The organism is Caulobacter sp. GW821-FHT10C03, from assembly GCF_059415485.1.
On record NZ_JBWKNI010000010.1, the window covers coordinates 81,729 to 94,840 of the forward strand.

8 protein-coding genes are annotated in these 13,112 nt (G+C 69.6%); all 8 read right to left on the minus strand.

Annotated features, from left to right (window positions below):
- Nucleotides 1-522: 522 nt before the first annotated feature.
- A complete protein-coding gene (locus AC07NG_RS14660; protein ID WP_494594782.1) occupies nucleotides 523-1,872 on the minus strand; it encodes an MBL fold metallo-hydrolase in 1,350 nt (449 codons plus the stop codon).
- Nucleotides 1,873-1,888: 16 nt separating this feature from the next.
- Nucleotides 1,889-5,560 carry a S8 family serine peptidase gene (locus AC07NG_RS14665; RefSeq protein WP_494594783.1) on the minus strand — a complete coding sequence of 1,224 codons (3,672 nt, stop codon included), beginning with the start codon at nucleotides 5,558-5,560 and terminating at the stop codon, nucleotides 1,889-1,891.
- Between the two features lie 13 nt (nucleotides 5,561-5,573).
- Nucleotides 5,574-5,996, minus strand: coding sequence for a hypothetical protein (locus AC07NG_RS14670; protein ID WP_492853489.1), 423 nt, complete (start codon nucleotides 5,994-5,996; stop codon nucleotides 5,574-5,576).
- A gap of 13 nt (nucleotides 5,997-6,009) precedes the next feature.
- The gene (locus AC07NG_RS14675; protein ID WP_494594784.1) at nucleotides 6,010-7,572 is read right to left on the minus strand and encodes a c-type cytochrome; all 1,563 of its coding nucleotides are present in this window, start codon (nucleotides 7,570-7,572) and stop codon (nucleotides 6,010-6,012) included.
- A gap of 1 nt (nucleotide 7,573) precedes the next feature.
- Nucleotides 7,574-8,983, minus strand: a complete 1,410-nt coding sequence (locus AC07NG_RS14680) for an NADH:flavin oxidoreductase (protein WP_487288632.1) — start codon at nucleotides 8,981-8,983, stop codon at nucleotides 7,574-7,576.
- Complete coding sequence (locus AC07NG_RS14685; protein ID WP_494594786.1) at nucleotides 8,980-9,879, minus strand: hypothetical protein; 900 nt, start codon at nucleotides 9,877-9,879, stop codon at nucleotides 8,980-8,982. Before AC07NG_RS14685 ends, AC07NG_RS14680 begins: the two co-directional genes overlap by 4 nt.
- Nucleotides 9,876-11,726: a peroxidase family protein gene (locus AC07NG_RS14690; protein WP_494594787.1), complete on the minus strand. Its 1,851-nt coding sequence runs from the start codon at nucleotides 11,724-11,726 to the stop codon at nucleotides 9,876-9,878. The genes AC07NG_RS14685 and AC07NG_RS14690 overlap by 4 nt, the downstream gene beginning before the upstream one ends.
- A 222-nt stretch (nucleotides 11,727-11,948) precedes the next feature.
- Nucleotides 11,949-12,926 carry an NAD-dependent epimerase/dehydratase family protein gene (locus AC07NG_RS14695; RefSeq protein ID WP_494594789.1) on the minus strand — a complete coding sequence of 326 codons (978 nt, stop codon included), beginning with the start codon at nucleotides 12,924-12,926 and terminating at the stop codon, nucleotides 11,949-11,951.
- Between the last annotated feature and the right edge of the window lie 186 nt (nucleotides 12,927-13,112).

A 13,112-nucleotide genomic window follows, 5' to 3' on the forward strand; every position in this document is an offset into this window, starting at 1 on the left:
TGCTCATCAGAGCCCCGCCAATCGGCGGCACAAAAACATCGGTGTTCGTCATTCGACATTCCGCGCCCGAAGGCAATCGTTAGTCGGTGACAATTTGAAAAGATTTCGCCGACGGCCGAAGTTTCCGGCGCCCACTCGGCCATTAGGCACAAAGGCGCGGCGCTTTTACGGCGAATGAAAAATCTGCATGAATTTAATGTGGAAGAGACGAAAGCCACCAAAAGCGAATGCTTAAAGTCAAGCTCCAGGCATGTATTTGGCTCGCCCGTTAAGGTTACTCCCAGAACGGCGAATCGAAGACAGAAGAAACCAAACAGCTGTTGGCGTGAACGTGCAGGTCTCCCGCGCACGCCGGGAAAGACCCTCTGTTGATCAAGGGTGAATGGGCGGTCTCGCCCGGCGTTGGCTCGGGCCAGGTCGGCCTGGGCTGGGTCGGATCAGGCTTCAGCATTCACCGAGCATCCCCGCCAAGGCGGGGATGCTCGGATTTGAAGGTCGCGAACAGCCGAATGTCGATCCCCGCTAGACCGTCACCTCGTAGAACAGCGGATCCTCGACGATGTCGTCGCCCTTGACGCCGTTCTCGTCGGCGCGGACCAGGGCCTCCTTGGCCTGCTTGCGCAGGGCCTCCTCCAGCGACGGCAGGGGGATGTGGTCCCAGTGCTTCTTGCCGGCCATCACCTCGTCGACGGGGTTCAGCGCGATGCGCAGCCGCTCCATCGACAGCAGATAGTCCTTCAAGGTGGCGTTGTGGCTGCCGTGGTGGCCGACCTTGTAGACGATGGTGCGGCGCACGAGGTCCAGGCCCTCGACGTCGTCGGCCTCGCCCTCGGGCTTGGTCCACTTGACGTCCTTCCAGGACAGCCAGTTGCCGACCTGGGCGTCGGCGGCGAACAGCAGGACGTCGCGGCCGGCGTCACCTCCGCCGTCCCCCGGCCCGTCCAGCTCGATGGCCAGCACCAGGCTGGTGTTGTTGGTGTCGTTGTCGAGCTTGATGGCGAAGTCGAGCGCGCTGGAGCCCACGTCGTCGATGCCCCGCCAGCCGGACTGACCGGCCTGGTTCCAGTAGTTGTCCTGGAAGAACTTCACCTCGGCGCGGGCCACGTCGAGCGGGATCGTGAACAGCGGCGAGAACGGACGTCCCTCGATCCCCGGCGGCGGCCCGCCGCCCGGCGCGTCGAGCGCCATGTCGAAGGTCTCGGGCGCCTTCTTGCTGGGCGTCGACTTGCGGATCAGGTCGTGATCGCGCGGCGGCCCCAGCACCATGATCCGGGCCTTGGCGCCCGGCGGCCGGTAGGGGTCCTGGCCGGGCTTGCAGTAGAGAAGCTTGCCCTCCGGGGCCAGTTCGCGCGCCACCTGCACGGCGTCTTCCGTCGTGGCGCGGCCGCCCGCCGCCCCGAACGGCACGTCGTCGATCCCGAAGAAGTCCATCAGCCCGGCGATCTTCTCGCCCGCCGCCGCGTCACCGGCCGCCTGCATCTGGCCCGCCACCGCCTGCAGGGCGTCGACCGCCCCGCGCCGGCCCCGCGCGTCGAGCAGCGACTTGGCGAAGCTGTCGTCCGGATCCTCGGTCCAGGCCATCCACACTTGGCCGACCTCCAGCTTGCGGAAGATCGCCTCGGCCTGGAGGAAGCCCGAGACGTGGTCGCCGTGGGCGTGGGTCAGCACCAGCAGGTCGATGACGTTGCCGGTCTCGGCGACGACGTTCTCCATCACGGCGTTGATCTTGGCGCGGGCGTCCTTGGTGCCGAGGATGACGCCGCAGTCGATCAGGATGTTGAAATCCCGGTCGCCGTCGCGCGCCAGGCGGACGAGCAGGCAGTCGCCCAGTCCGTGGCGATACATTCTCACCTTGGCGCGGTGATCGGTCACGCTCGCCCTCCCCGTCTCAACAGCAGTCGTGAAGCATGGCGAAGGGCTCGCGGTCGCCCATGACGCCGAAATAGGCGCTGCGGACGTGGCCGGTCCCGCGCGGCGGCGGGGCGGCGGCCGTCTCGGCCCAGGCCTGGGCGAGATTGGCCACCCGCTTCCGGATCAGGTAGCGGGCCTGGTAGCTCTCCAGGTCGAACAGCACCGTGCAGCCGCCCCGGCGCGTGACGCCGCCGCTGTCGGTCCATTTCTGGGTGATCTCGACGACGATGTCGCTGACCGTGACCCCGTCAGGGCCGATCCGCCGGGCGGGCCGCACCGAGTGCACCTCGATCTTGCCGATCGTCACCTCCTCGCTGAAGGTCTCGCCGTTCTCGACATAGTCGATCTTCTGCACGCCCTCGTCGCGGTAGAGGCCGAAGGCCTTGAGCTCCAGGTCGGTGGCCCGCTCGTCGAGCGGCACCTGCACCCACGCGCCGTTCTCCCAGCGCCGGCCCGAGAGCCAGGCGTGCAGGACGCGGGCGTTGTCGCGCGACAGGTTCCAGGCCTTCTGGCGGCGGTTGCGCAGGTTCCAGCCGAGATCCAGCTTGGGCAGCAGCCGCGAGGCCGTGGTGATGACCGGCGGCGGCGCCTCCCAGACCAGGCTGCCGGGCGACAGGTGCGGCACGTTCTGCGGGAAGATCCCGCGCTTGGCGAAGCCGGCGATCAGGGCCAGGCGATAGCCGCGCACGTCGTTGGGCACCACGTCGCGGTCGGCGGTGATCATCGCCCGCAGATAGTCGCCGAAGGTGGCGTCGACCGGCGGGCAGTAGTCGAGCGCGCGGATGCAGATGTTCAGCAACTGCTCGGCCAGCTTGGCCGCCACCCGCGCCAGGGCCTTGACCAGGGGCTGGGGCAGCTGGCCCTCGGGCAGCACGCCGCTGCCGCCGGTGGCCAGCACGATCACCTCTTCCTGGCGGGCGGCGTAGAGGGTCAGGAAGGCGTCGAACACCGAGGCCACCAGCATGGCCCCGCGATCGTGCGCCTCCATCGGCAGCTCGGGCGCGGCGCCCTGCAGCTCCGACAGCTTCTCCTTCGACAGGCCGTCGACCGCCTCGCGCAGGGCCTTCTGGAACTGGCCCTCGCGGCTGGTGGCGCGGCCGAACTCGACGGCCAGCTGCACCAGCGGCCCGCCGCCGGTGAGGTCGCCTCGGCTGCGGCCGATCTGGTGCTCCAGCGCCTCGGGCAGGGTGAAGTGCTGGAACAGGGCGACGATGTCGGCGAAGGCCTCGTGCAGGGCCATGGCGTCGGGATGTGTGGATTCCCGATAGCGCGGATGCAGGCCGTCGAGCAGGGCGTGCGAGGTCTCGTGGGCGACGATGTCGTGCGACAGGCAGCTGAAGGTCATCTGCCCGGCCGGCGAGCCGCGCCAGTCGCCGCCGGCGGCGGGGAAATAGCCGAACAACAGCGCCTTGCGATCGGGGCTGTAATAGGCGTTCGCCCCCCGGAAAGCGTGCGGATAGATGCGCAGGCGCTGGACGTATTCCTCGCGCTCGCGGCGCTTTGGCGGCTTGCCGACATCGTCGGGGGCCAGGGTCGGCGCATCGCCCTCGTTCAGGCGGCGCGACGACCATTGCGCCGTGCGCCCCAGGGCCCGTTCGAAATGGCCGATGGTCTTCATCGCCACCGCATAGACCATCTGCTGGTGGAAGCGCGGGTCGGAGGGGCTCGGCGACAGGCCGTCCTGGCTGAGCAGGTGCGGATGGTTGAGGTCGACCGGCGCATAGGCCGCGTCGCTGACCGGATCGACGTCGATGACTTCCAGATATTCGCCGATCGGCCCGGGCTTGAGATTGGCGTCCCAGGGCACTTCCAGCCGGGCGACATTGATGCCGGCGGTGTCCTGCGAGGCGCTGAACGACGGATCGAAGGCGTAGACGCGCAGGCGGCGGCCGGCCGGCTCGCGCACGGTCGGGTTCAGGGCGTGGTCCAGGTGCAGCCGCTCCATGTCGCCCAGGGCGGGGGCGGGAGCGGGCGCCGGCGTTGCGGGCGCGGCCGGCGGCTGGACGGTGCGGCTGTCGGACCCGCGCAGATAGGCCTTCAGCCGGCGCGAGGCGCGGGGCTGCTCGGCCAGGGCCTCGCGCAGCTTGCGGCGACCGGTCTCGGTGTCCGGCGGCTCGGCCGGATCGGGCATGATCGCCTCGATCGCGGCCGACTGCGACAGCTGCAGGATCTCCAGCTCCAGCATCCGCTGCACGGCCGGATCGACCGGTGGTCCTCCGGCCGCGCCGAGGCCGGCGGCCAGGCGGATCAGGGCGAAGGCGGCGTCGTCGGCGGGCGCCTTCTTCAGGGAACTGAAGGCCGCCGGCTTGACGCCCAGGGCCTTGTCGGCGCGCAGCAGGCCTGCGCCGAAGGTGGCGCGCGCGCCCGGGCGGGCGCTGGAGAACAGCGCCTTGCGCACGGCCTCCACCCGCATCCAGCCTTCGGGATAGGCGTCGAGCTTGGCGCGGTTCTCGGCGATCCACAGGGCCGCGGCCGCGGCGATCTGCGGCGTGGCGCAGGAGGTGCCCTGGCCGCTCCAGTCGACCAGGTCGGCGCAGCCGCCGACGGCCCAGGGAAGATTGGGCGTGCAGGCCGCCAGCGCCGTGCCCATCTTGCTGTCGGGGCCGTAGTTGCCGGCCATCCGCCCTTGGCCGAGATCGGCATAGGGCGAGCCGTCGGCCATCACCCCGCAGGCGGCGACCACCCGGTTGAAGCGGGCCGGATAGACGACGTTGCGGGTCGGGAAGTTGTTGTCATTGTTGCCCGCCGCCGTGACGATGAAGATCCCCGCCTCGTACAGCCGGTTGACCGCCTCGGCCCAGGCCTGGGAGGCCAGCCCCCCCATGCTCATGGTGATGACGTCGATGCGGGTCTTGGGGTCGTTGCGCAGGCCGTAAACATAGTCGAGCGCCTGGGCGAAGGTGCTGGAGCGGAACAGCACCACCCGGTCGGCGATGCGGATCGGCACCACCTCGGCCCCGGGCGCGCCGCCGTACTGCTCGCTGGCCAGGATGGCGATGGTGCCCATGCCGTGGCCGTCCTGCACCCACAGGCCCTCGGAGCGGTCGCTGGCGTCGCGCGGATGGTCGCGGTCGACGAAGTTGCGCTGCAGATCGAGCCGCAGGTGCTTGGGCAGGTAGCGGTGGGTCGGGTCGTAGCCGGTGTCGATATGGGCGATGCGCGCGCCCGCGCCGGTCTGGTGGCTGGCCGGGCCGAAGCCCGAATGGTCGCCGTTGCGGAACCACAGATTGTCGCTGTCGACGTGCGGGAAGTTGCGGCGCTGCGGCGTCGGCTGGGCCCGGCAGGCCGGGGCCGCGCCCATCGTCACCTCGGGCGCGGGATAGGACCAGCGCTGCTCGAGGTCGGGCTCGGCGAAGACCGGTCCGCCGCCGCCGGCCGCCCCGAGGCCTTCGCCGCCCTGTCCGGCCAGGGCGTGGCAGAGGTCCCAGAGATTGCGCTCGTCGCCCTGCTCCAGGCTGAGCTTCTGCCATTCGGCCCCGCCTCCGCCGGCCGCGGCGAAACCCTCGCCCTCGCCGGCCGGCTGGGAGATGTGCTCGAACAGGGGCTCGGCCTTCAGCCGGACGGGAGCCGCGCCGATGCCCAGGCGCAGGCTCTGCGACTTCAGCGGCGGGGCCTTGATCAGGACGGCGGGCGTGCGATCGGTCGCCATGGCGCGCGCCTCCTTAAGGCCGCGTCATGACGTGGGCGCGGAACAGGCGCAGGTAGAACAGGAAGATGATCAGCGCCCAGGCGTAGTCGAACAGGGCGAACCACAGGAAGCCGCCGCCGCAGAACACCCAGACCGTGCCCATCCAGATCCGGCCCAGTATGCCGATCAGGTTGGGGGCGCGCTTGTGCACCGGTTCCAGCAGGCCCGGCACGTAAAGGGCCGTGACCAGGATCAGGGTCGCGCCCCAGCCGCGCGTCCAGCCCGCGACGTTCGGCGCGTCCAGGCCCACCGTCTGCGAGACGAAGTTCGGGGCGAACATGCACAGCAGGCCGACCACCAGGTGCAGGAACATGTTGAAGCCGAGCACGCCGCGATAGACGTCGCGCGCGCGCCTGGCCTGCTCATCCGACCAGCCGATGCTGAGGCCGTCGCTCATCGTCGTTCCCCCTTCAGAAAGTCAGCAGATAGGCCAACAGGTCGGCCTTCTGTTCGGGCGTCAGACCCACGCCGTAGAGGTGTCCGCCATTGCCGTTGCCGGGCAGGGCCGTGTCGTAGCAGTTGGTCCCGCGCGGGGTCGGCTGACCCGGCGTGCAGGCCGTGGTCAGGAAACCGCCGTTGACCGGGTCGATCACGTCCTGGTCGCGACCGCGCAGGAAGGCCTTGGGCCGCTCGGCCGGCGCCTTCAAGAGGTCGGTCAGGGTCGGCACCGAGCCGTTGTGCAGATAGGGCCCGCGCAGCCACAGCCCGTCGAGCGGCTGGTTGGAATAGCCGTCGGTCTTGCGGAAGTAGCGGAACTGGTAGGGCGTGCCGGCGAACATCTTGCTCAGCTGCTGCTCGCGGAACTCCTTGGTGTAGGAGTCCAGCCGCGCGCGGTCGGTGCCGATCAGGGCGATCGGCGTCACCTTGCCCAGCTTCTCGGCCATGAAGACGTAGCCGCCGGCCTCCTGCCCGCCGTGACAGGCGAAGCACTCGGCCTTGTAGATCGCCTGGCCGCGCAAGGCCGCCTGGGCGTTCAGCGGATGCGGGCTGACCGGCGCCGGAAGGTCCATCAACCAACCCGCCACGCGCCGAAGCGAGGCGTGGTCGACGGTCTTGGGCGTGACGCCCGCGCCGATGGCGGCCGACAGGTTGCGTTCCTGCAGCGAGGTGTTGTTGCCGTCCCAGTGCAGCTCCATGCCCTCGCGCGGGCGCTGGTTGAAGATCGCCGGGAAGTCGGAGACCCCGTGCACCTCGGCCTCGGTCAGGCTGGCGGCCGGCGTGCCGAACTGCAGCAGCTTGTAGGGGTTGAAGGTGTCGACGCGGCCGGCTCCCCAGGGCGACTGCCGCTCCAGCAGCGGCGCCAGGCGGCCGCGCACGCGGATCAGGCCCTCGCGGAAGCGCGGCATGACGGCGGCCTGCCAGACCAGGCGGTCGAACCAGTCCAGACGCGTTCCGGCCTTCTCCATCGGCCCGAACAGGTCGGCCGCCTCCAGCCGCTCGTCGGTGGCGGCGGTGAGCAGCAGGGAGACGAAACGGTGGAAGTCGAGATTGTTGGACGGCATGCCCGGCACGACGTGGACGACGCCGCCGTCCGAGGCCCGCCAGGTGCCGGTGTGGCAGGTGGCGCAGTTCAGCCAGACCACGTCGACGCCGTTGACCTGGCGCTTGGAGACGCCGATCGGCAGCTCCTTGCGCACGCCCTTGTCGTCGGTCTCGTAGATGAAGCCGAAGGCGGTGTAGTCGTTGCGACCCTCGAACTGCTTGGGATAGAGGGCCGGCAGGGCCTTCCACACCGCATAGGGCACGCCGCTCTGCGGTTCGGAGCCGATCGAGCCGTACTTGAAGTGGTCGACGTCGCTGGCGTAGCGCGGCGTGGCCGAGCCCGACAGCCGCAGGGCCGCGCACAGGCCAAGGCCCAGCACGATCACCGCCAGGGCGATCAGCAGCGCCACCACCGCCACGCCCAGCCGAAGCTGCCAGCGCGTTGCGGCCAGATGGGCCTCGACCGCCGTCACCGCTTTGCGCGCCGCCATCCTAGAGCTCCGAAGCCAGGGGGATGCGCATGTCGGCGCGCGGCTTGTAGACGCTCATGATCTCGTCGATCATCGCCTCGCGGGACGGGAAGCGGGCCTCCTCGTAGCAGCCCATCGGGTTCTTGGGCGCGTTGGCCAGGCACTTGTTGCAGTAGGTGCAGGGCTTTTCCGGCAGGTCGTGGCCGGCCGCCCACTGCTGGACCAGGTCCTTGTTGGCCATCAGCGAGCGGGCGATCGACACCCCGTCGACCACGCCCCCGGAGATGGCGTCGCGCACGAACGAAGCCGTCTGGAAGCCGCCCGTGCACAGCACCGGCACGCTGACCGCCGCCTTGATCGCCCGGGCCTCCTCCAGGCTGACGCCCTCGATCGGATGGCCCTTCTTCATGCGGAACCAGATCCAGTGGAAGATCGGCCGCAGCAGCGGGTAGCGGAACAGCAGGAAGTTGCGGAAGCCGTAGACGCCCGAGCTGATCATGGCGTCGTAGGTCACCGCCAGGATGTCGATCGGCAGGTCGCCCGGCGGGTTCAGCGGGTGCGGGAACAGCGAGCCGGACGAGACGTGGATGGCGTCGGCCCCGGCCGCCTCGACCCACTGGGCCACCTGCACCGTGTCGGCCAGGGTGTTGCCCTTGTGCTCCCACGGGATGACGTTGTTGCGGTCGATGGCGCTGAGCTTGACCTGCAGGTGGAAGTCGCGCCCCACCCGCGAGCGGATGGCGCCGATCACGTCGAGCAGGAAGCGGGCGCGGTTCTTCAGCGAGCCGCCATATTCGTCGGTGCGGTCGTTGATCCCCGAGCTGAGGAATTGCGTGAACAGGTAGCCGTTGGCCGCGTGCAGCTCGACCCCGTCCAGCCCCGCCTCGCGCGCCCGCCAGGCCCCTGCCGCGAAGGCGTTGATCGTGTGCTCGATGTCGCCCTTGGTCATCGCCCGGCACAGGAAGCCGTGCAGGGTTTCCCTGTTGCTGGTCGAGGTCAGGCTCGGGCGCATCTGGTTGTGCACGCCCGGCAGGTCCATCTGCCGGCCCGAGTGGCTCAGCTGCATGATGTACTTGGCGTCGAAGCTGTGCACCGCCTCGCCCAGCTTGGCCCATAGCGGGATGAACTCGTCGCGGTGGACGGTGGCGTAGCCGGCGATGATCCGGCCTTCCATCAGCACCGGCACGTAGGACGAGATGATCGCCCCCACCCCGCCCTTGGCGAACTTGCTCTCCCAGTTGATCCGCGTCTGGGTCAGCGAGCCATCTTGGTTGTCGAAGATGCCCGAGATGTTGGAGCGGAAGATCCGGTTCTTGACGGTCAGGTTGCGGAAATGCAGCGGCTGGAAGATCGGGTCGCCCGCGGCCGCCGCATCGGCGGGGGTGCGGATGATCGGACCGGCGGCGGCGCGCGGCGGCAGGACGTCGGTCATGACCGGCCTCCCTTCACGGGCGCGCTGGCCTTGGCCTCGCGCCAGACCGCGCCCAGCAGCGAGGCGGTCCAGTGGTGGGCGGGGCAGCGGCTCCAGCTGTCGGTCATGAACACGATCTGGTGGCTGGGGCTGCGATAGCGGGCCGCGTCGAGTTGGAAGAGCGTGATCGCTCCTGGCTCGACCTCGCCCCACAGGGTGCTGGCCGGGGCCTTCCACTGGCGCAGCACATTGGCCGGGGCGACGGCGCACTGGCAGATCACCGCCTCTTCGGTCAGGCTTTCGCGGGCGAAGGGCTGGCGCCACAGGCCGCGCATGATCTTCAGCCCGCGCACCAGGTTATGGACCGCGACGCCGGTGGCGTGGACGGCGGCCGGATCGTTGTCGACCGGCGCGGCCAGGGTCTTGCGGGCCCGATCGACGGCGCCGGTCAGGCCCCACCACAGGATCTGCAGCGGATTGAACGAGCGCGGCGCGGCGTCCAACGTGCGGGCGGCCTTCCAGCGATCCTTGCGGGCCGCGTAGCCGGGGGCGAACAGCTCGCCGACGGCGGCCTGGGCGGTGGGACCCAGGACCCCCTCCCCCTTCTCGCCGCGCACATAGGCGGCCAGGGTCGCGCGCTGCTCGGGCGTGCCCAGCTGGGCGTTCTGCAAGCGCTGCTCCAGCAGGGCCTGGAGGCGGGCCCGGTCCTCGGCCTCGCGCGGGGCGACGGCCGGCAGCGGGTGCGAGCCGACGCGTAGCACCTTGCGGATGCGCCCGGCCAGCAGCCGGTTGATCAGCGGCCCTTCCTTCTTGAAGTCGCGGTCGAGGCGCGGATCGGCGACGATCGCGCGGATGGCGGCCGGCTCGTCGAGGCGGATCACGTCGACGAGGCCGGGAATGCGGATCCGGCTGCTCATCCCGCCGTCCCCTTGGCCCAGGGGAAGAACATGCTGCGAGCGTCGGCGAACTGGGCGGCCAGGGCCGGAACGTGGCGCTCCATCACCTGGCGCAGGCCGTTGTCGCGCACCCAGGCGAAGCCGGCCGGGGTGTAGACCTTGGCGTTGAAGTCCTCGCCGTAGAAGCGGTCGCTCTTCAGGCGGCGGGTGGCCATCAGGATGAAGATGCGGAAGGCAGTGTCGGAGAAGCCGAAGCCCGGCGGGGTGCCGTTACGCGTGCACTGGCTTTCGGCGAGGGTGCCGACCAGCAGGTCGACCTTCTCGACGTCGCCATAGATCTCCTCCAGCTCCTTCTGCCATTCCTTGTTGTCGGTCAGCTCGGCGAAGGTCTTGGGCGCGCGCATGCTCATGTGGCGCCGGAACTCGCAGTAGCGCGGCACGCCCCGCTCGCGGTCGCGCAGGATGTCGGTGGCGGCGAGATCCGTCAGCACGTCGTTCTCGCGCTTGGGCGGCAGGCTGCGCAGGGTGTTGGGGTAGTTGTGCAGGCACAGCGCGCCCGGGTGGCTGGTGGCCAGCGAGTAGACGACGTCGTCGAAGCTGGCGTGCTCGTAGACGCTGGAGGCCTGGCCGCGGGCCACGCCGATCAGGTCGCGCTTGAGCAGCTCCCTGTCGTCCACGTGGCTGCGGAACGAATAGTCGTCCGGCATCAGCGGGTGCATGCGGTAGCAGGCCGCGAACTCCTCGGTCATCGCGTAGGGCGCGTTGTGGTGGTCGACCGGCGAGCCGGCCACCCCGAACAGGATCTCGCTTTCGCCACGCCGGCCGAAGGCCCGGTGGAAGGTCTCGCCCGCCAGGCCCCACCAGTTGGCGCGCATGGCCAGGCGCCCCTCGGGGCTGTTCATCAGGGCCGGCGTCCACTCGACGGTGTGGATCTTGGCCAGCAGGGCCGAGATCACCAGACGCGCCTTCTGGAACAGCCACTCGCCCGAGGCCTCGGGGAAGTCGATCTTCAAGCGGTCGACCACCGAGTTGTGCTCGCGCACAAAGACGGTGTGCATCACCGACAGGCCGATCCACCAGTTGCCGTTGACCCCGGCCAGTTCCAGGCCCGGAATCCTGCCGGCCTCGTCGATGGGCAGGTGGCCGTTGGGCTGCAAACCGAGCTTGCCGTCGGTCAGGAACTGGCCCGTCGTCGGGTCCGTCCGCACCTTGATCTGCCGCCGCAGCGACGAGCCGTAGATCTGCGAGGCGTCCCACCAGTGGGTCTCGACATTGGTGTAGGCCTGGGGCCGGCCCGCGTCGCCCGGACGGTCGGGGTCGCGCAGGGTCTTGAGGACCTCCATCACCCCGCCCGGCCAGCTGTCGCCCTCGGGGATCGGCACGTAGAACTTGTCTTCCGGATCGTTCTCGCCGTGGCTCAGCCAGTCGTGGACCATGAACTGCAGCCAGGCGCCCGCCAGGGCGTTCAGGTGCGGGACCGGCACGAATTCCTTGCGGGCCAGCAGCCGGTTGCTGATCACCCGCGGATTGGGGGTCATCAGGGCCGGCTCTTCCTCGCCGAAGGTGCGCTCGATCGGCATGTTGCGGCCGAAACGCGCCCCGGTCATGCCCATCCAGGGCTTGGACAGGTCGTTATAGCTGCCGTCGGCGGTGCGGGCCTCGCGCACGTCGATCCCGCCGGGCGCCGGGTCGGGCGCGGCGATCGTCGGCTCCATCTCGGTGTCGAACAGGTTTTCGTGGCGCATGTTGACGCGCAGGCCCGCCAGCGTCGGCACGGCCAGCGTGGTCGGATACTTGTGCCAGGGTTGAATCCGGCTCAGCACCCGCGCCGCGCCGCCCAGCAGACTTTCCAGTAACGAACCCGCCACTCGTCGCCCTCCCCGCAGATGGGCACGCCCCACGATTGCAACCCGGAGCTAAACACGGATTCGGTGCAACCGCGAGGGGAATATCAATGTTACGCGAAGGGGAATTTCGCGCGCGCCCGCGCCCCTGCTGGCGGACGCGCGCGAGCGCCGCCGCCAGGCTTTCCAGCGACCGTCCGTGGCCGTTCGAATTGAGGCGAAGACGCCTGACGCGTCAGCGCGGCGTCAGCCGGCGTAGTGACCGGCGTACCAGCGGGCGAAGCGCTGCAGGCCCTCGCCGACCCCGACCACGGGCTTGTAGCCCGTCAGGGCCTGAAGCTTGGAGATGTCGGCATAGGTGGCGGTGACGTCGCCCGGCTGCATGGGCAGGAACACCTTCTCCGCCTCGCGGCCGAGCGCCGCCTCCAGCGCGGCGATCATGTCCATCAGCCCGACCGGATCGTTGTCGCCGATGTTGTAGATCTCGTGGCCGCCCGGGGCCGGCGGGTTGTCGAGCACGCCGACGATGCCGTCGACGATGTCGTCGATATAGGTGAAGTCGCGGGCCATCCGTCCCTCGCCGAACACCTCGATCGGCTCGCCCTTCAGGATCTTCTGGGTGAAGCTGAAATAGGCCATGTCGGGGCGCCCCCACGGCCCATAGACCGTGAAGAAGCGCAGGCCCGCCTGCGGGAAGCCGTAGAGCCGGGCGTAGCTCTGGCTGATCAGTTCGCACGAGCGCTTGGTGGCCGCGTAGAGCGAGACCGGGGCGTCGACCGGGTCGGTCTCCTTGAAGCCCGAGCCGTTCAGGGGCCGATCGCCGTAGACGCTGCTCGACGAGGCGTAGACCAGGGCCTCGACGCCGCCGTGGCGGCAGGCTTCCAGCACCGCCAGGTGGCCGGCCAGGTTCGAGCGTTCGTAGGCGAAGGGGTTCTCGATCGAGTAACGCACGCCGGCCTGGGCTGCCAGGTGGACGACCCGCTTGATGCCCGACGACCGCACCAGCTCCAGCAGCGCCTCGTGCTCGGCGATGTCCAGGCGCACCATCGTAAAGCCCGCGCGCCCGTCGAGGCGCGCGGCGCGGGCCGCCTTCAGGGCCGGATCGTAATAGTCGTTGAACACGTCGACGCCGATCACGGTCTCGCCGCGGTCGAGCAGGCGCTCGGCCACATGCATGCCGATGAAGCCGGCCGCGCCGGTGACGAGGACAGGGCCTCCGCTCATACCGCAATCCTCGTTCGTCGGCGCCTGGCCCGGCCGACGGTAAAATCATCGGCGCTCGTCATTCGACATTCCGCGTCCAAAGGCAATCTCTAGCCCCCGGCCGCGTCCCCATCGTGGCCGATTTGCGGGAAAAGCGGCGCGAACGGAGGTTTCTCTCCGACAGGCGTGGCAGGCGTTCGGCCGCGA